The organism is Nocardia sp. NPDC127526 (assembly GCF_042672265.1).
In the GTDB taxonomy this organism is placed as follows: domain Bacteria; phylum Actinomycetota; class Actinomycetes; order Mycobacteriales; family Mycobacteriaceae; genus Nocardia.
This window is the reverse complement of sequence record NZ_JBHXVO010000010.1, coordinates 185,273-203,302: the sequence shown is the minus strand read 5'-3', so window position 1 is coordinate 203,302 and position 18,030 is coordinate 185,273. Positions and strand designations below refer to the sequence as shown.

The window sequence follows — 18,030 nt, the reverse complement described above, 5'->3', positions numbered from 1 at the left end:
ACCACCCGGCCGGCCTCGTCGGCCCGCCCGCTCGCGCAGTCCTCCCGCCACCGCTCGGCGATGGCGGTGATCACGGCGTCCTCCTCGTCGGTCACCACGTCGACGGTGACGCCGGCCGCCGTCGCCTCCTTCACCGCCTGGTCGAACATGTCGCGCACATAGCGGCCGAACCAGAACCGGGCCGGGAACTCCGCGGCGGATTCCCCTGCCGCCGTGGCCTGCTCGGTGAGCCAGCGCTCGAACTCGTCCGGATCGGCCAGGTTCAGGCTGGTTTTCGCGGCGCGGGTATTGATCAGGTGCGTCCGCTCCGGGGTCCCGAACGGCAGGTGCGTCGCGGCCGGGTCCCGGTCGATGACGACATAGCGCGATCCCGGCGGCAGGCTCGGCAGCAATTGCCGGGCCAGCGCGGTGCCGGTGGGCCCGCGCCCGATCTGCACGATCGTGCTCCCGACGTCGATGGTCATGGGGTGTGAACCTCGAATCCTGTTCTGCTGCACTACCGGTCAGGCGACGATCAGCGGTTCGCCCGCCACGAAGCGATCCAGTGGCTCGGCGATGTTCGTGCGCGAGGGCGGATGGAAGGCCAGCGCCCGGCAGGCGGTGAACAGCGCCGCGGTGTCGCCGGTCATGAACGCGATGCCGCCGAGCAGTTCGGTGGCCAGCGCGGAGGTGCGCTCGATCACCCGCTGGGTGGCGAAGCGCAGGTGCAGTGCCCGGGCCACCGTGTCCGGGTCGTAGCGGCCCGCGGAGATCTCGGTCGCCACCGATTCGATGGCGGCCATGGCCGTTTCGAGATCGCCGACCATGGCCATGCGGTCGGCCGCGGTGCCGCGGCGGTCGTCGAGCACCCGCTCGACCAGGCCGCTGGCCATGCCCAGATAGCAGGCCGAGACCAGCACGCTGAAGGTCAGCCAGGCGCCGCTGAGCGCATCGTTGAGGGTGTCGGTGGTGCCGAAGAACGAGACCGAGTCCTCGGTGATCTCCACATCGGTGAGCACCACCTCATTGGTCTCCGAACCCGGGAAGACCGCGGCGCCGCCCAGCGGGCGCACCTCGATACCGGGCGAGGCCGCCGGGATGACCGCCAGCGCCAGCTGATCCGCGTCGGCGCCGTCGGGCCGCAGCCGCACGCTGGCGGTGAGAATATCCATGGAATTGGACAGGCTGCACGGCCGCTTGACGCCGCTGATCCGCCAGCCGCCCGCGATGCGCTCACCGTGCAGCTTCGGGGTGATGACGCTGGCGCCCGGAATCCCCTCGGCGAAGGCCGAAGCCAGGTACAGCCGGCCACCCGCGACCATATCCAGCATGGCGTCGGTGGCCGGACCGGGCGGCATGGCGGCGACGGTGCAGGAGTGCATGTTCACCGCGATGGCCAGCGACGGCGACCAGGCGCCGAGCATGCGGTGCACCCGGGCGGCCTCGGCCAGATTCGCGCCGCAGCCGCCGTTCTGCGCGCCGATCAGCAGCCCGGTGCCGCCCGCGTCCCGGAACAGCGCCAGGCCCGGGTTGTCGGCCGATTCGAGCTGAGGCAGCGGCATATCGGCGAGTTTGGCCTCGAGGCCGGGCAGGAAACGCTCGGTCGTCTCGCGTTCCCGTTGCATGAATCGCATTGGTTCCTCCGGAAAGTCGTGCTGTGTTCGAGTGCCGGCGCGGATCAGACGACGAACAGCTGATCGGCGAGCATTTCGTCGAGGCTCTTCTCGAACGCGTGCGCCACCTGGTCGAGATCCTCGCCGGTATGCGCGGCGCTGATCAGGAAGCTGTGCAGCTCCGGCAGATAGACCTGGTGTTTGCGCATGTAGTAGGCCAGCGCGATGGTGGCCTTGAAGTTGCTGCCCGCCATGCGTTCCCGGTACAAGCCGGCCTCGCGATGACTGAAATTGAGCGAGAAGATCGAATTGCGGGCATTGATGCGGCAGGCGATCTCTCGCGATTCGGTGGCCTCGCGCAACATGGTCGCCAGCCGCTGCGTGTTCTCCTCGAGCGTGGCGTAGATCTGCTGGTTGTCGCGCAGATGACGCAGTGCGCCCAGTCCGGCCGCGCAGGTCAGCGAATTGCCGCTGAGCGTCCCGCCGGCGAAAACCTTGTTCTCGTAGTCGAAGAACGGGTCCTGTGAACTCTTGGCCATATCGATCAGGTCCGCCCGGCCGACCACCGCGCCGCACGGCAGCCCGCCGCCGATCACCTTGCCCAGGCAGGTGAGGTCGGGGTGGATATCGGCCATGACCTGCACGCCGCCGTAGGCGACGCGGAAACCGGAGACCACCTCGTCGAACACCAGCGGAATGCCGAGTTCGGTGCACAGCCGCCGCAATTCGACCAGGAAGTCGTGGTGCAGGGCCACCACCGAGGTGGGCATGGGTTCCAGGACCACGCAGGCCAGGTCCTGCGCGTGCGCGCGCAGGCGGGCCAGTCCCGGAATGTCGCCGTACTGCATGACCAGGGTGTTCGACACCGCTCCCGGATCCACGCCCAGCGATCCGGCCACCGGATCCGGCTGGTCCTTGTCACCGGAGAACCGGAACCACGAGCTGATCATGCCCTGATCGGAGAAGCCGTGGTAGTGCCCCTCGAACTTGGCGACCATGCTCTTGCGCCGGTAGCCCCGGCACATCCGGATGGCGAACAGCACCGCCTCGGTCCCCGAATTGCACAGCAGCGCTTTGTCCGCCGCCGGGAAGGCGTCCACCAGCAGTTCGGCCAGTTCGATCTCGGCGCGATTGCCGATGCCATTGACCAGACCGCGGGCCGTGCCCTCGGCAATGGCCGCATTGATCGCCGGATGGGCATAGCCGAGCAGATGCGGGCCGTAACCGCCGGACAGGTCGATGTATTCGTTGCCGTCGTAGTCGCGGACGCTGCCGCCGGCGGCCTCGGCGACGAAGACCGGGAAGCCGCTCGGGAAGAAGTACCGGTCGATGTGCGTCGGCGCGACCAGGGCGTCGCGGGCCCGGTCCCGCAAGGCGAGCGAGGTCGGCATCTGCCGTGCGAAGTCGACGGCGAAACGCTTCTCCACCTCGGCGTTCATATACGGCGAATAGCGGTCGGTGAACTTGCGGGCATTGGCCCAGATGTCGATGTCCGGATCGATCTGGGTGGCGAAGCCCTCACAGGACAGGAAGACCAGCTCGACCTTCGTGAAATTGGTCGTATAGCGCGAATCGTATTTGCGCAGAACGCCGCTCACGTCATTGAAGTAGGAGATGGTGGACCACTGATTGGAGCTGATGTCGAAGTGATAGCGCAGCACCTCGGCCATTTCGGCGTCGTAGGCGGCGCGTTCGCGCGTGAGCTTGTCCCCGGCCACCACGAAGTAGCGGGTGAAGCGGTCGATCGCGATATCCCATTCCTTGCGGGTGCAGGCGTAGTAGAACGACGACAGCCCCCACTTCTCGTCCTCGGTGAGTTCCACGGTGACGCCGTAATCCAGCAGCACCAATCGCCCGTCGGGAGTGAACAGCACATTGCCCGGATGCGGGTCGCCGTGGCAGACGCCGTGCATGTACAGCATGGTGTAGATGACGTCCTGCAGCCGCTGCGCCAGCCGCTCGTCCGGGAAATCCACGGTGTGGGCGAGCTTTCCGGGGATGCCCTCCATGAACTCCATCACCAGCATGCGCGCGGTGACCAGCTCCGGGATCACCGACGGCACCAGCACATACGGGTGGGACTTGAAGTTCTTGTGGATGCGCTGCTGCTGGCGGGCCTCATAGGTCATATCGGCCTGCGGGCGCAGCAGCCGGGCGATCTCGGCGAAGCGATCGGGCAGTCCGAGCTCGCGCAACCGCGGGGCGGCGCGGTCGACCAGCTTCACCAAAGAGCCGATGGCCGTGAGGCTTTGGTCGATCTGCTCGGGCACGGTGTTCTTCACCAGCTTGACCGCCACCTTGCGCCCGTCGGGCAGCTCGCCGATGTGCACCTGCGCGACCGAGGCGCTGGCGATCGGGGTGAGATCGAGGGCGGCGAAGGTGGATTCCAGCGGCCCGCCCAGCTCCCGCTCCAGGGCGGCCCGCGATTCCGCCGGCGACATGTGCGGAGCCTGATCCTGCAGCACCCGCAGGGTGTCGACCCAGGCCGGCGGCAGCAGATCCGAACGGGTGGCGGCGATCTGGCCCATCTTGATGTAGATGGGGCCCATGCGCAGCAGGAACTGCAGAATGGCGTCCGCGCGCCGCTGCTCGGCGCCGGCGTCGGTGCGGCGGATGGACGCCAGCGAGTACTCGGCCGCTCCCAGCGCGGTGAACGCGGTCGCCTTGGCCAGATGTCTGAACACTGAAGCTCACCTGATCCGATCGATGTCAGAAGACGAAAGTGAAAGCGCCGAAGGACATTCCGGCACTGCCGACCCAGCCGACGGCGCGGTCCCCGGGCCGCACCAGGTCCTGCTCCAGCGCCGAGGCGATGGCGGCGGGCACGGAGGCGGACACCACATTGCCGGTGCGATCGAAGACGTGGTGGATGACCGAACCCAAACCGGCCTTATCGGCCATGCCCTGCCAGTAGCGCTTGCTGGAGGCGTGCGTGAACAAGGCCTTCACCTCCTCCACCGGCGCGCCGAGCCGTTCGAAGACGGCGTGCGCGTCGGCGGCGCCCTGCTCGTGCATCTCGAAACCGAAGGAGGTGAAGAAGCCGACGCCGTTCGCGGCCAGCTTGTCCGACGGATCGCAGAAGCCCTCGTAGCCCTCGAGGGTCACATTGCACAGCGGTGCGAGATCGGGCCGGGAGGCGAAGCGGAACTCCCACGGCTCGTTGTCCTCCGCGGTGAGCACCGTGGCGGTCGCGGCCTCGCCGAGGGTGTAGGCGGGGAAGATCGACTCCAGCGCCTCGAGCCGCGGCATGCGGAACAGCTGCGGGAACACCACGCCGCCCCAGCGCAGGTTGAACTCGGCATTGACGATGAGCGCAGTGCGGAACTGCCCGGTGCGGAACAGGGATTCGCTGACCTGCACCGCCCGCGTCCAGCTCATGCAGGCGTCCAGGATGTCGAAGCAGTGCGCGTTCTCCAGCCCGATGGCCGCGGCGGTGTGATACGCCCCGCCGGGCTCGATGAAACCGCGGCCGATTCCGGTGTAGATCAGCAGATCGACGTCCTCGCGCCGCAATTCGGCCTGTTCCAGCGCCTTGTTCGCGGCCGAGCGCAGCAGATCGATGGGGCGCTCGCCCGCATCGAGCCACTGCCGGGTGTCCGAGCCCGCGAACTTCAGGTAGTACTCCACCTTGCGCAGGGCATCGTCCAGATCGCCGGTGAAACTGTCCGCGCTGTGCTCGGCGATGAGCGCGGTGATATCGGCATTGCCGACCGTGCGCGAGGGCAGGCCCGCGACCGCGGAACGGATCTTCATATCAGTGCGCTCCAACCGTGGGATCGGCGGCCGGCGCGGGCCGCGCGTCCGCGGTGAGATGCGCGGCGATCGCATCGGTCATCGCCGTGAGCGACGGTGCGTCCCACATCAATTCGGGTGGGAAACGCTTGCCCGACCAGCTCTCGAGGTGTTCGTGCAGGGTCATCTGGTCCAGCGAGGCGAGCCCGAGCTCGGACAGCGACCGGGACACGTCGACCGGCTGGCCCTGCAGGCGGTCGGTGATCCATTCCCGGGTCGCGGCCAGCAGGCCCTGCTGCACCAGCGCGCGCATGGACGGCATGCCCGCGGCGGATTCGGTTTCCGCGGTGGTTGTCTCGATGGCCGCTGCGTCGAGGGCGGTGGTTTCGAAGGACACGGTGGCCTCCCATCGGTAGACCTCGCTGAGCGAACCCGCGAGGAAATCGGACCGACATCGCTGCCGGCGGAGCTTGCCGCTGGTGGTGCGGGGGACGGAACCCTGGACGATGAGCACGATCGCGCCCGGCGCGATCCCGTGCTGACGCGCGACGGCATCGTGGATCACCGCGACCAGCTGCTCCGGATCGCGGTCCTCGGCACGGTGTTCGGCGGCCACGACCAGGCTCTCCTGACCGTCCCGGTCCACCGAGAACGCGAGAACCGCTCCGGCGCGCAGCGATTCGTCGCTGTTCACCACGGTGGCCTCGATGTCCTCGAGGTAGTAGTTGACGCCGTTGACGATCATCAGATTCTTGATGCGGCCGCAGATGTAGAGCTCGCCCTCGTGCACGAAGCCGAGATCGCCGGTGCGCAGATAGGTGCGATCGTCGCCGTCGCCGGTGATCCGGGCGCGGAACACGGCCTCACCGTCCTGCGGGCGGTTCCAGTAGCCGGGCGCCACGATCGGCCCGCTCACCCAGATCTCACCGATCTCGCCCGCGGCCGCCCGCGCACCGGATTCCGGTGTGACGATGGCGATTTCGGTCGGCAGGACGGGGGCGCCGCAGCCGACCAGCTCGGTCGACGGCGACCCGTCGCCCGGCGTCACCCGGCGCCGGCTCAGCGATTCGTTGTCGAATCGCGCCGAGACGTACGGGGCGTCCGGGGTGCCCGAGGCGACCTTGAGCGTGGCCTCGGCCAGGCCGTAACCCGGTGTCAGCGCGGTGGGCAGCAGGCCGTGCGGGGTGAAGGTCTCCTGGAAGCGATCCAGGGTCGGCTTCCGGACCGGCTCGGCGCCATTGCTGATCAATCGCCAGCTGCTCAGATCGAGTTCGGCGCGCTGCGCCGGGTCGGTCTTGTCCACGCACAGATCGAACGCGAAATTCGGTGAGCCACTGTGTGTTCCGCGATACGTAGCGACGGCGGACAGCCAGCGGATCGGGTTCTTGACGAAGGTGGCGGGTGCCATCAGTACCGCGCGAATGCCGGCGTACACGGGCATCAGCACGCCGCTGACCTGGCCGAAGTCGTGAAAATGCGGCAGCCAGGACACGACCGTGCTGTTGGAATCGACACCCCAGGTATGCGCCAATTCGGCGCATTGCTGCAGCATCATTTCATGCGTGACTATTACGCCTTTCGGCGTGGACGTGGACCCGGACGTGTACTGCAGATATGCGATATCGGAAGCAGCCCGATCTGTTTCCGGTAAAGAATTCTGCGTCGTGCCGATAGTGTCCCCGGCGATTCTTGGCAGCGTTTCCACATACGCTCCGGTCGGCGAATCGCTCATTCCGTTCGTCACCGCGGAGGTGCTGATGACAATGCTCGCCCGGCTGTCGAGCGCGACCTCGCCGATGTGCTCCATACGCGAGCGCTGCGGCGGGAAGAGTGGTATTCCGATAATGCCGGCATACAGGCAGGCGTAGAACGCGACCACATAGTCGAGTCCCGGCGGATGCAGCAGCAATGCGCGGTCTCCGGGGGAGACCTGGCAGGTCAGCTCGTACGCGAGTGCTCGGGCGCGCTGGTCGAGTTCCCGATAGGTGAGGGCGTCGGCTTCCCGCCCCTCATCGTCGAGAAATATGAAGGCGACGTCCTCGCCATTCTCCTTGACGCGTGCGTTCAACAGTTCGATCCAATTGTCGAACAGTGCATGCGGATATGATGCTGAATTCTCTATTGGCACAACTCGACCCTCTGCGTGTTCACCTTTTGGGCGCGCTGAAAATACTCCAGTGTTCGGGTGCTGGATTATTTCCAGTGGTCCCCCCCGCTTGGCACTGAAGATTTCACCACGGAGATGCCCCTGCGACGTCGGAGATGCAATGCCGGGTTCGAAATCTGATCCTGACGTTAGACGAGCCTTACAAGATCCGTCAACAGACGGAAATTAAATTCGGCTATATGACATCCATGTTAACTGGTTGCCGAAACCGCCTCCGGCCTGCGGTTTTCCGGTAGTGAAACTGCTGTGCCGCAGCGGATTCGGCTTCAATAGATCTGAAAAATGGGTGTTTGCATCGGGTTTCGCCGCTACCGTGGGCGACCATGCCCAACACCGATGCCACCGATCTGGTTCTCGTTCCCGCCGTGGAACTCGCACAACGCATCCGCAGCCGCAGGCTGTCGCCCGTCGAGGTCGTCGACGCGTATCTGGACCGCATCGAGGCGGTGAACCCCCAGCTCAACGCCTACGTCACCGTGCTGGGCGAACAAGCCCGCGCGGCCGCCAAGACGGCCGAGCGGCAGCTGTGCGAAGGCCGGCTGCGCGGCCCGCTGCACGGCGTCCCGATCGCGGTCAAGGATCTGTTCGATCTGCTGGCGGGGGTCCCGAACACCTTCGGCGTCAAGGAGTTCGCCGGTTATGTGCCAGAGGAGACCGCGCCGCACGTGACGCGGCTGGAGCGACTCGGGGCGATCATCCTCGGCAAGACCAATACGCCCGAATTCGGGCACAAAGCGGTCACCGACAACCGGTTGTTCGGGCCGACCAGCACCCCGTTCGCGCCCGGGCACAATGCGGGCGGCTCCTCCGGCGGCAGCGCCGCGGCGGTGGCCGCGGGCATGTGCGCGCTGGCCCAGGGTTCCGACGGCGGCGGATCGGTGCGCATTCCGGCCGCGCTGTGCGGCGTGGTCGGGCTCAAGCCCAGCTATGGCCTGCTCGCCGGGGTGGTCCGGCCGGACGCCTTCTTCACGGTCAACCCGTTCATGGGCAATGGTCCGCTCGCGCGCTCGGTCGAGGACTGCGCGCTCATGCTCGAGGCCATGGCCGGGTTCGACGGGCGCGATCCGGGCAGCGTGCCGCTGCCCGCGCAGTCCTACCGGGACGCCGTGCTGCGGCCGGCCGAGGGATTGCGGGTGGCCTATCTGCCCACACTTGGCGGGTTCCCGGTGGCCGCCGACGTGCGCGCCGTGATCGACGCGGCGGCGAGCACACTGGAGTCCGCCGGTGTCATCGTGGAGCAGCCCGACTTCACCCTGCCCGCGCCGCACGGCGAAGTCACCGACCTGTGGCTGCGGTACACCGGCTCGGCCATGATCGGCCTGATCGAGACCTTCGGCGATGCGGGGCTGGACCTGCGTGCGGTGTCCTGGGAGCACCTACCGCCGCAGCTGCGCGAGATGGCCGATCGCGCCACCGGGTTCGACACCGCCGCGACCCGCCGCGACCAGTTCCTGCGCACCGCCGTCTTCGACTCCCTCGCAACGGTCTTCGACCGGTACGACGCCATTGTCTGCCCCACCACGGCGGTGGCCGGGGTGCCCAATGCCGCCGACGGATGGACCGTCGGCCCCGCGGCCGTCGACGGCGAACCGGTCGATCCGGTGCTGGGCTGGTGCCTGACCCATCCCTTCAACTACAGCGGCAACCCGGCCATCTCGATCCCCGCCGGCACCACCCCGCAGGGCTTCCCGGTCGGATTGCAGATCGCCGGGCGGCGCTATCGCGACGACACCGTGCTCACGCTGGCCGCGGCCTTCGAGCGAATCAGCCCCTGGCACGACAGTTTCCCGCAGCTGCTGGGCTGACGGCCGCCGCTCAGGACACGAACGCGCCCATCACCGGCTGCCATTCGGCGACCCGGCGGGCCTCGACCAGGCCCTCGCGCTGGAACGGATCCTCGTCGAGGAGCTTGTGCACCGTCTCGGCGTCGGGGGCCTGGAACAGGATGAGCGCGCCCAGGCCGTCGGTGTAGGGGCCGCTGGTGAGCACGATGCCCTGGTCGACCAGGTTGTTCAGGAACGCGCGGTGCTCGGGGCGGTGCTCGGCGCGCGCCGGGACGGTGGCCTCGGTGTAGGTGTAGTGGACGGCGAAGATCGGCACTGATGGCTCTTTCCGGTCGATGGAACGTGTCGAAGAGTCAGAGCGTCAACAGCATTCGGGTATTCCCGAGCGTATTGGGCTTGACGTAGCTGAGGTCGAGGAATTCGGCGACACCGGTGTCGTAGGAGCGGCACATCTCGGCGTAGACCTCGGCGGTCACCGGGGTGCCGTCGATCTCCACGAAGCCGTGCCGGGTGAAGAACTCCACCTCGAAGGTGAGCACGAACAGCCGCTTCAGCTCGAGTTCGCGCGCGACGGCGATCAACTGCTCGACCAGCAGCCGTCCGGCGCCGGTGCCCTTGATATCCGGATGCACCGCCACCGTGCGCACCTCGCCGAGATCGGCCCACAGCACGTGCAGCGCCCCGCAGCCGATGATCTGCCCGTCCGTCTCGGCCACCCAGAATTCCTGGACCGCCTCGTACAGCGTGACCAGGTTCTTCTCCAGCAGGATCCGGCCGGCGTAGATGTCGATGAGCTGCTTGATCGCGGGCACGTCAGAGGTTCGGGCGCGGCGGACGACCGGCTGGGTAGCCGTCGTTCCGTCGATCGAACCGCTGTGAGGTGCCCGTGTTGTCATGGGGTGCACAGTAGTCGGCCCCGGTACCGATAGGCTTGGCGGTGTGTCGCACATCCAGCTCCCCCGCATACCGGAATGGTCCGGAAACCAAGGCCGGTTCGGCGGCCGGTGGGGGCGCTGGTGACGGTGCAGCGTGACGAGTGGGATGGTCGCTGGGCCGATACCGGTCCCAAGCGGCCGGGATTGGCGGCGGTACCGCAATCCGCGGGCGTGGTGGAGACCGCGGCCGTGCCCTTGATGAACATCGCGAATGTGCTGACCATCCTGCGCATCCTGATCGTGCCGCTGTTCCTGGCCGCCCTGTTCGCCGGCGGCGGGCACGACACCGGCTGGCGCTGGGCCGCGGCCGCGCTGTTCGGCGTCGCCGCCATTACCGATCGCATCGATGGGCAGCTGGCCCGGAAGTACGGTCTGGTCACCGATTTCGGCAAGCTCGCCGATCCGATCGCGGACAAGGCGCTCATCGGCGCCGCCCTCATCGGACTGTCCATGCTCGGCGATCTGCCCTGGTGGATGACCCTGGTGATCGTGGCCCGCGAACTCGGCATCACCCTGCTGCGGCTGGCGGTGGTGCGCCGCGGCGTGATCCCGGCCGGGCGCGGCGGCAAGCTCAAGACGCTGGTCCAGTCGGTGGCGATCGCGGTGCTGTTGCTGCCGTTGTCCGGGGGATTCGCCACCGCCGGAATGGCATTGATGTACGTGGCCGTGGTGCTCACGGTGGTGACCGGCCTCGACTACGTGGTGCAGGCGGCCCGGCTGTGGTTCGGCTCGCCGGGCGGCAGCCGTGCCGCCTGAGGTCCGCCTCACCCGGCCCGGGTCGCCCGACCCATTGACCTCGCTCGCGCCCGCCGCCGACCTGGTGGCCGCGCTGCGCGCCGCGGGCCAGACCGTCGCGACCGCGGAATCGCTGACCGCCGGACTGCTGGCCGCGACCATTGCGGGAATTCCGGGCGCGAGCACCGTGTTGCGCGGGGGACTGATCGTCTACGCGACCGATCTCAAACATGCTCTCGCCGGTGTGAGCACCGACACGCTCACCGCGGACGGTCCCGTCGCCGCGAGCACCGCGGAGCAACTGGCCGTCGGCGCCCGCACCCGCTGCGGGGCCGATTGGGGAGTCGGGCTCACCGGTGTCGCCGGGCCCGATCCGCAGGACGGTCGCGAGGTCGGCACGGTCTTCCTCGGTATCTCCGGTCCGGAGGGCACCGAGGTGGTCCGGTTGAAGTTGTCGGGAGACCGGTGGACGATCAGGGTGGGCTCGGTCCGCGCCGCGGTCGCCGAACTCGTCCGCAGCATTGCGGGCGGGTGATGGGGCCGGGAACGCGCGGCCGACGCCGGACGTTGTCCAGTCAAACGCTGGGTCCGGCGAGACGAGTGTGAGGAGAACGAGATGACGCTGCTGCGAGAAGCGATCGGGGAAAGCCTGCGGCGCGCTCGGGTCGCCCAGAGCCGGACGTTGCGTGAGGTCTCCACCTCGGCACGGGTGAGCCTGGGGTACCTGTCGGAGGTGGAACGCGGGCGCAAGGAGGCTTCCAGCGAGCTGCTGGCCGCCATCTGCCAGGCCCTGGATCTGCCGCTGGCGCAGGTGCTCTTCGATGTCGGTTCGGCCATGGCCGAGGCCGACAAGGCCGCCGCCAAGCAGCCCGAGCCGGTGGGGGTGGGTGCGCCGAGCGCGCCCCCGGCCCCGAATGCTCAGCTGTCGGCGGCCGGTGCGAAGGTCACGCCGCGCGGCGGGGACGGCGCTTTCGGTCCGCGAATCGTCATTCCGGCGCCGAAGTCGGACCGGCTGGTGCTGGTGGCGGCCAAGTGATCGCTGTGCGCTGGAGCCGAAAGGGATAAATTCTCTGTAGGCTTCGTGCCGGAGGCGTCGTGCAGCTGCGGGGGTTCCGCTCCGTGGCTGCCGGTGCAGTGGATGGAGACAGGGACAACCGGGTGCGTGACGGTCGCGCACTATGTCGCGCTACCGAGTGCGGCACGTCATATGGAGGCGGGATCAATCGATGGCTAATCCGTTCGTGAAGGCCTGGAAGTACATGATGGCCCTCTTCGATTCCAAGATCGAGGAGCATGCGGATCCGAAGGTCCAGATCCAGCAGGCCATCGAGGAAGCCCAGCGCCAGCATCAGGCCCTGTCGCAGCAGGCCGCGTCGGTGATCGGCAACCAGCGCCAGCTGGAGATGAAGCTGAACCGGCAGCTCGACGAGGTCGAGAAGTTGAACGCCAATGCGCGCCAAGCGGTCATGCTCGCCGATCAGGCGACCTCCGCCGGCGATACCGAGAAGGCGATCCAGTACACCAATGCCGCCGAGGCCTTCGCCGCCCAGCTGGTCACCGCCGAGCAGGCCGTCGAGGACCTGAAGGTGCTGCACGATCAGTCGCTGCAGGCGGCCGCGCAGGCCAAGAAGGCGGTCGAGCAGAACGCCATGCTGCTGCAGCAGAAGGTCGCCGAGCGCACCAAGCTGCTGTCCCAGCTGGAGCAGGCCAAGATGCAGGAGCAGGTCTCGGCCTCCCTACAGCAGATGGACTCCACCCTCTCGGCCCCCGGCACCACCCCCAGCCTGGACGCGGTGCGCGAGAAGATCGAACGCCGCTACGCCAACGCCCTCGGCGCCGCCGAACTCGCGGGCAACTCCGTCCAGGGCCGCATGATGGAAGTCCAGCAGGCCTCCATCCAGATGGCCGGCCACAACCGCCTCGAGCAGATCCGCGCCTCCATGCGCGGCGACGCCCTCCCCTCCGGCGGCCAGCAGCAGTCCATCCCCACCCAGCCCGCCCAGCCCCAGCCCCAGATGAACAAGGGCCAGACCGCTCAGCAGTAGCGGTTCACGGCGCGAAAGGCAGCACACCGATGGGGAGATCGCGGGCAGAGCACGACCCCGCGACCTCCCCTGCCCGCTTCCGCCGCCCCCGCGCCGCCGCCCCCGCCCTGACCTCCCTTTTCCCCTCACCCTTCGGCCGCACCCCACGCGAACAACCAACCGCCGCCCCGCGCCCGCCCGCCGAATCAACTTCGGTCCCGGGCGACTCCGCAACAGCGGAACTGCGAGCGGATCCCAGTCCGGCCGAACACCCGACGAATCCCCTTCCCCGAACGCCGGATCCGAATGCCGCCGCTGCATCGCAGCCCGCCGCCGCCCCCGGATTCGCCCATGGTGCAGGGGCTCCCGGCTCGCACCAGTTCGCTCCCACCGGCAATGCCGCGCAGTCGGATGCCTCCGGTGGTCGCGGGCGGTCGTTCTCGACAGCGGCGGGATCGAACCGCAGCGGCTTTGGCACGGCCGAGGCGGGTGGATCTGCGCGTGGGAGGCGCGGGAAGGCTGCTCAGGCGATGCGAGAGGCGTTGGCGCCGACCGGGATGGAGCCCGAGGAGTTGGCGCAGCGCCTGCCGGAGACCCTGCGAGGGATGGGGGAGCAGGCGCTGGTGGCCGTGCGGAAGTGGGCCGATCCGCGAGAACGTGAGCTGCGCAAGCGGCGGCGGGCGCGGCGGCGGAGTCTGAGATTGGGCACCGCTTCCGGGCTGACCACCGCCGGAACCGTTGGCCTCGTATTGATTTCCGCGCCCGCCTGGGCGGTGATCGTGGTCGGCGGCGGGGCGGTCGCCCTGGTCACCGGCACGACCGTGGCCGTGCGCCGCTACCTGGAACTGCGCAAGGAACCGTTGCCGCAGGCGGCATTCCAGCCCCGGCGGTTGCCGCCGCTGCGGTCCGCGGCGCGGGCCGCGATCAGCCGATTGGTGCGCGCCGAGCGCGCCCTGCACGGTTTGGGCGACCAGATCGCCAAGTCCGGCCGACTACCCGCCGACGACTTGGTCGACACCCTCGAAACGGCCTCCTCCGGCGCGGCGGCGCTGCACGCCCTGGCCGCCGACGTGGTCGCCATGGAACGCGCGGCGGACGCACTCGGCGCGGCGAAAGCCCCACTGGTCGAGCATGTCCGAGCCGCATCGGTCCGCCTCGACGACGGCGTTGTGGAATTCGAAGGAATGGTGGCGGCGGCCGCCCGGGTGCTCGCGGTGCCCGAGAGCGCGGCGGTGGCAGATGATCTCGGCTGGGCCATGGTGGGGCTGCGCGATGCCGCCGACCGCCTCGACGGCTGGGCGCAGGCGCTCACCGATCTCGCCGACGACCGCTACCGCGCCAATCCATAAGCGTGGAGCGGTATTCCGATCCGGCTCCGCACGGGCCTAGCGGTAGCCGTTCATGTTGGCCCATTGGTCGACCGAGCCGCTGAGCAGGCCGGTGGTGGCTGCTGCGCGGAGGATGGTGACCAGGATGCTCCAGGCCAGGTATTCGGTGTCCATTGTGACCTCCTGACGGGAGAATGTATTCAGTGTGCGGGGACTGCGCTCGGTGTGAAGCGGGTTTGGCTCAACCATGAGTGAGGGCAGGGTCTGCTGCGGGCGCGCGTAGGCTGTTGCGGTATGACCACAGCTGTCGTTGCCACCGCTTACGGCGGTCCGGAAGTGTTGTCGCTCATCGAGGTTGAGGTGCCGGAGCCGGGGCCCGGCGAGGTCACCGTCGAGGTTCGTGCGGCCGGGGTGAATCCCTTCGATTACAAGCGGTTCAGTGGGGCGTTCGGCACCGATCCCGCGGCGCTGCCCATGCGGCTGGGCGGGGAGGTGTCCGGGGTGGTGACCGCGGTGGGGGCGGAGGCGACCGGGCCCGCCGGGCCGATCGCGGTGGGTGATGAGGTGCTCGCGCGGGTTGCCGGGGGATACGCCGGGGTGGTGAATGCGCCGGCCGCGCGCGTGGTGCCCAAGCCCGCGGAGGTGAGCTGGGAGGTCGCGGCGGGTCTGCTCGCCGTGGGGGGCACCGCGGTTCATCTGGTCGCGGCGACCAAGGTCGGGCCGGGCGACACGGTGCTCGTGCACAGTGCGGCGGGGAGTGTGGGGTCGGTGGCCGCGCAGTTGGCGATGGCTCGTGGCGCGCGGGTGATCGGCACGGCCGCGGCGAAGCATCATGATCGGCTGCGGGCCTATGGGGTGGAACCCGTCGAATACGGGCCCGGTCTCGCGGACCGGGTGCGCGCTCTGGCTCCGGGCGGCGTGGATGCGGCGCTAGATACCGTCGGCACCGAGGAAGCGGTGGAGGTGTCCGTCGAACTGGTCGCCGACCGCGCCCGGATCGCCACCATCGTCGCGTTCGAGCAAGCGGCGAAGTACGGGTTTCAGGGGCTGGGTTTCGCGCCTGGTGCGGATCCGGGTGTCGAGATTCGGGAGAACTCGTGGCGGGAACTGCTCGACTCGGTGCGGGCGGGCAAGCTCGAACTGGTGGTCGCCGCGACGTATCCGCTGGCCGAGGTGGTGGCCGCGCTCGAGCTGGTAATGGCCGGGCATGCCGGCGGCAAGGTCGTGCTGCTGCCCTGAGGCGGATCGCGGGCCGGTGAGCATCCCGACCCGGGGACTCGGGGACAACCCTGAACTTACCCCGATTTTGCCGTTGACCTGGTGCTTTTCTCTTGTGGAGGCAGCAGTATGGATGGTGTCGGATCGCGCTGACGGCGGTTCGAGACCTACGGGAGGCATTCAATGCTTTGGAAGATCATCGGCGTCGTCGCGCTCGTGTGGATTGCGTTCGCGATCATCGGCGCGCTGATCAAGGGTCTGTTCCCGATCCTGATGATCAGCGCGGTCGTATTCGGCCTGTACCTGCTGTACAAGGCGGTGTCCAACTCGGACAAGACGACGATCGGCAAGTTGTAGCAGGGTTTCCGAAGGGGCCGTGCGGTGTTGTCAAGGACACCGGACGGCCCCTTCGCATTTCGGCTGGACCGGTTTGCCTGATTTGCCCTCCGACCTCACCCGGGTCGCATATGTTGTTGCCCACAACATATCGATAGGCGGTCGTCACAGTCGTATGCGTGACCCGACCGCCGCTCGGGAAGGTCACCGTGATGAGGACGAAAAGCCCGCTCTTGCCGAAGAATTCCGGCCACCGGAGATTCCGGATCGGATACGCCGCCGTGGCGCTGGCACTGTCGGGAGCAATGACGCTCACCGCATGCGGGTCGAACACCAGCAGCAACGACAAGTCCGATTCAGCCTCCGGCGGAGGCGGCGACACGGTGGGCGTCATCCTGCCCGAGACCGCGAGCTCGGCCCGCTGGGAATCCTTCGACAAGCCGATGCTCCAGCAGGCCCTGCGCGCCGAGGGCTTCGACGCCGATGTGCAGAACGCCCAGGGCGACGTGCAGAAGTTCACCACCCTCGCCGACGGCATGATCGCCAAGGGCGTGAAGGTGCTGATCATCGCCTCCATCAACAGCGAGGTCGGCAGCGCGGTCGCGTCCAAGGCCAAGAAGGCCGGCATCCCGACCATCGACTACGACCGCCTCAATCTGGGCGGATCCTCCGACTACTACGTGTCTTTCGACAATGTGAAGGTCGGCGAACTGCAGGGCCAGGCCCTCGCCGACGCGCTGAAGTCCAAGCCGGGCGCCGAGGTCATCGAGATCGAGGGCGCGCCCACCGACAACAACGCCACCCTGTTCCACCAGGGCCAGCAGAACATCCTCAAGCCCCTCTACGACGCGGGCACGCTCAAACTGGTGCGCTCCCAGGCCATCGACGGCTGGGACAACCAGAAGGGCGGCACCACCTTCGAGCAGATCCTCACCGGCAACGGCGGCAAGGTCGATGGCGTGGTCGCGGCCAATGACGGCCTGGCGGGCGCGGTGATCACCGTGCTGAAGAAGAACGGCCTCAATGGCAAGGTGCCGGTCACCGGCCAGGACGCCACCGCCGACGGCCTCAAGGCCGTACTGCGCGGCGACCAGTACATGACGGTCTTCAAGCCGATCCTCGGTGAGGCGCAGGCGGCCGCCAAACTCGCCGCGGCCCTGGCCAAGGGCGACAAGGCGGCTGCGGACGCGCTGGCGGTGAGTGTGAGCCAGGATCCCAAGGGCAAGCGCGAGGTGAAATCGGTGCTGCTGCAACCGCAGACGGTGACCCGCGCCGAGGTGAAGGTCGTGACCGACGCCGGTTTCGTGAAGGCAGCCGATATCTGCGGCGGCGATCTGGCGGCGGCCTGCACCGAGCTCGGTATTCGCTGAGGACAGAGGGTATGAGCGAGCCGCTACTCCGAATCACCGGGCTGAACAAGAGTTTCGGTGCGGTGCACGTATTGCACGATGTCGATTTCACCGTCCCCGCGGGCGAGGTCACGGCCTTGGTCGGCGACAATGGCGCGGGCAAGAGCACCCTGGTGAAATGCGTTGCCGGGATTCATGGTTCCGATTCCGGCGAGGTGCGCTTCCGGGGTGAACCGGTGCACCTGCGCGGGCCCAAGGATGCCGCCGAGCTCGGCATCGAGGTGGTCTATCAGGATCTGGCCCTGGCCGACAATCTCGATATCGTCGCGAATATGTTCCTCGGCCGCGAACGCGGCAAGCCGTGGCTGCTGGACGAGGCGAGCATGGAGGAGGCGGCCCGCCGCACCCTGGCCTCATTGGGGGTGCGGACCGTGAAATCGGTTCGCACACCGGTGTCCTCGCTATCCGGCGGCCAGCGCCAGACCGTGGCCATTGCCAAGGCGGTGCTGTGGAACAGCAATCTGGTGCTGCTCGACGAGCCGACCGCGGCGCTGGGCGTGGCGCAGACCCGGCAGGTGCTGGATCTGGTGCGGCGACTGGCCGAACAGGGCCTGGGCGTGGTGCTCATCAGCCACAATCTGGCCGATGTATTCGAGGTCGCCGACCGCATCGCGGTGCTGTACCTGGGCCGGATGGCCGCCGAGGTGCGCACCGCCGATGTGACGCACGGGCAGGTGGTCGAGCTGATCACCGCCGGGCGCTCCGGCGATCTGGGGCTGGCGCGACCGGAAGCGGTGGCGATGTGAGCGAGAGTGGAATGCGTGAGGAGA

General features: G+C 68.0%; 17 protein-coding genes. 10 read left to right on the top strand and 7 right to left on the bottom strand.

Annotated features, from left to right (window positions below; genetic code table 11):
• From ACFVIV_RS19730 to ACFVIV_RS19710, 5 genes are all read right to left on the bottom strand, one after another.
• Window positions 1-464: FAD/NAD(P)-binding protein (locus tag ACFVIV_RS19730; RefSeq protein WP_379198230.1), on the bottom strand; the 464-nt coding region annotated here is incomplete at its 3' end.
• A 39-nt stretch (window positions 465-503) separates the two neighbouring features.
• Window positions 504-1,613: an acyl-CoA dehydrogenase gene (locus ACFVIV_RS19725; RefSeq protein WP_379198228.1), complete on the bottom strand. Its 1,110-nt coding sequence runs from the start codon at window positions 1,611-1,613 to the stop codon at window positions 504-506.
• 44 nt (window positions 1,614-1,657) lie between these two features.
• Window positions 1,658-4,276: an aminotransferase class III-fold pyridoxal phosphate-dependent enzyme gene (locus ACFVIV_RS19720; protein ID WP_379198226.1), complete on the bottom strand. Its 2,619-nt coding sequence runs from the start codon at window positions 4,274-4,276 to the stop codon at window positions 1,658-1,660.
• A gap of 25 nt (window positions 4,277-4,301) precedes the next feature.
• Window positions 4,302-5,345 carry a 3-oxoacyl-[acyl-carrier-protein] synthase III C-terminal domain-containing protein gene (locus ACFVIV_RS19715; RefSeq protein ID WP_379198224.1) on the bottom strand — a complete coding sequence of 348 codons (1,044 nt, stop codon included), beginning with the start codon at window positions 5,343-5,345 and terminating at the stop codon, window positions 4,302-4,304.
• Between the two features lies 1 nt (window position 5,346).
• The gene (locus ACFVIV_RS19710; protein ID WP_379198222.1) at window positions 5,347-7,392 is read right to left on the bottom strand and encodes an AMP-binding protein; all 2,046 of its coding nucleotides are present in this window, start codon (window positions 7,390-7,392) and stop codon (window positions 5,347-5,349) included.
• 422 nt (window positions 7,393-7,814) lie between these two features.
• On the opposite strand from ACFVIV_RS19710, the gene ACFVIV_RS19705 reads away from it, so the two are divergent.
• The gene (locus ACFVIV_RS19705) at window positions 7,815-9,296 is read left to right on the top strand and encodes an amidase (protein WP_379198220.1); all 1,482 of its coding nucleotides are present in this window, start codon (window positions 7,815-7,817) and stop codon (window positions 9,294-9,296) included.
• Between the two features lie 10 nt (window positions 9,297-9,306).
• Here the strand turns inward: ACFVIV_RS19705 and ACFVIV_RS19700 are convergent, their stop codons facing one another.
• Entirely contained in the window at window positions 9,307-9,591 is a 285-nt protein-coding gene (locus ACFVIV_RS19700; protein WP_379198218.1) for a YciI family protein, read from the bottom strand.
• 37 nt (window positions 9,592-9,628) lie between these two features.
• A complete protein-coding gene (locus tag ACFVIV_RS19695; RefSeq protein ID WP_379198216.1) occupies window positions 9,629-10,171 on the bottom strand; it encodes an amino-acid N-acetyltransferase in 543 nt (180 codons plus the stop codon).
• A gap of 120 nt (window positions 10,172-10,291) precedes the next feature.
• Here ACFVIV_RS19695 and pgsA point away from each other — a divergent pair, with 120 nt between their 5' ends.
• The 9 genes from pgsA (at window position 10,292) to ACFVIV_RS19650 (ending at window position 18,006) form a co-directional block, all read left to right on the top strand.
• Complete coding sequence (pgsA, locus tag ACFVIV_RS19690; RefSeq protein ID WP_379198214.1) at window positions 10,292-10,966, top strand: CDP-diacylglycerol--glycerol-3-phosphate 3-phosphatidyltransferase; 675 nt, start codon at window positions 10,292-10,294, stop codon at window positions 10,964-10,966.
• Entirely contained in the window at window positions 10,956-11,480 is a 525-nt protein-coding gene (locus ACFVIV_RS19685; RefSeq protein ID WP_379198212.1) for a CinA family protein, read from the top strand. Before pgsA ends, ACFVIV_RS19685 begins: the two co-directional genes overlap by 11 nt.
• Before the next feature lie 81 nt (window positions 11,481-11,561).
• Window positions 11,562-11,981, top strand: coding sequence for a helix-turn-helix domain-containing protein (locus tag ACFVIV_RS19680; protein WP_379198210.1), 420 nt, complete (start codon window positions 11,562-11,564; stop codon window positions 11,979-11,981).
• Between the two features lie 190 nt (window positions 11,982-12,171).
• The gene (locus ACFVIV_RS19675) at window positions 12,172-12,990 is read left to right on the top strand and encodes a PspA/IM30 family protein (protein ID WP_379198208.1); all 819 of its coding nucleotides are present in this window, start codon (window positions 12,172-12,174) and stop codon (window positions 12,988-12,990) included.
• A 509-nt stretch (window positions 12,991-13,499) separates the two neighbouring features.
• Complete coding sequence (locus ACFVIV_RS19670) at window positions 13,500-14,318, top strand: hypothetical protein (protein ID WP_379198206.1); 819 nt, start codon at window positions 13,500-13,502, stop codon at window positions 14,316-14,318.
• A gap of 273 nt (window positions 14,319-14,591) precedes the next feature.
• Window positions 14,592-15,536, top strand: a complete 945-nt coding sequence (locus ACFVIV_RS19665) for an NADP-dependent oxidoreductase (protein ID WP_379198204.1) — start codon at window positions 14,592-14,594, stop codon at window positions 15,534-15,536.
• Between the two features lie 162 nt (window positions 15,537-15,698).
• Window positions 15,699-15,872 carry a hypothetical protein gene (locus ACFVIV_RS19660; protein WP_169814918.1) on the top strand — a complete coding sequence of 58 codons (174 nt, stop codon included), beginning with the start codon at window positions 15,699-15,701 and terminating at the stop codon, window positions 15,870-15,872.
• A 284-nt stretch (window positions 15,873-16,156) separates the two neighbouring features.
• Window positions 16,157-17,221, top strand: a complete 1,065-nt coding sequence (locus ACFVIV_RS19655; RefSeq protein WP_379198202.1) for a sugar ABC transporter substrate-binding protein — start codon at window positions 16,157-16,159, stop codon at window positions 17,219-17,221.
• 11 nt (window positions 17,222-17,232) lie between these two features.
• Window positions 17,233-18,006 carry an ATP-binding cassette domain-containing protein gene (locus tag ACFVIV_RS19650; protein WP_379198200.1) on the top strand — a complete coding sequence of 258 codons (774 nt, stop codon included), beginning with the start codon at window positions 17,233-17,235 and terminating at the stop codon, window positions 18,004-18,006.
• Window positions 18,007-18,030: the final 24 nt, after the last annotated feature.

Coding starts and splice junctions, on each gene's coding strand:
- ACFVIV_RS19695 (WP_379198216.1), bottom strand. CDS start 10,171: ATGACAACACGGGCACCTCACAGCGGTTCGATCGACGGAACGACGGCT.
- ACFVIV_RS19675 (WP_379198208.1), top strand. CDS start 12,172: ATGGCTAATCCGTTCGTGAAGGCCTGGAAGTACATGATGGCCCTCTTC.
- ACFVIV_RS19705 (WP_379198220.1), top strand. CDS start 7,815: ATGCCCAACACCGATGCCACCGATCTGGTTCTCGTTCCCGCCGTGGAA.
- ACFVIV_RS19680 (WP_379198210.1), top strand. CDS start 11,562: ATGACGCTGCTGCGAGAAGCGATCGGGGAAAGCCTGCGGCGCGCTCGG.
- ACFVIV_RS19725 (WP_379198228.1), bottom strand. CDS start 1,613: ATGCGATTCATGCAACGGGAACGCGAGACGACCGAGCGTTTCCTGCCC.
- ACFVIV_RS19660 (WP_169814918.1), top strand. CDS start 15,699: ATGCTTTGGAAGATCATCGGCGTCGTCGCGCTCGTGTGGATTGCGTTC.
- ACFVIV_RS19715 (WP_379198224.1), bottom strand. CDS start 5,345: ATGAAGATCCGTTCCGCGGTCGCGGGCCTGCCCTCGCGCACGGTCGGC.
- ACFVIV_RS19670 (WP_379198206.1), top strand. CDS start 13,500: ATGCGAGAGGCGTTGGCGCCGACCGGGATGGAGCCCGAGGAGTTGGCG.
- ACFVIV_RS19665 (WP_379198204.1), top strand. CDS start 14,592: ATGACCACAGCTGTCGTTGCCACCGCTTACGGCGGTCCGGAAGTGTTG.
- ACFVIV_RS19655 (WP_379198202.1), top strand. CDS start 16,157: ATGACGCTCACCGCATGCGGGTCGAACACCAGCAGCAACGACAAGTCC.
- ACFVIV_RS19650 (WP_379198200.1), top strand. CDS start 17,233: ATGAGCGAGCCGCTACTCCGAATCACCGGGCTGAACAAGAGTTTCGGT.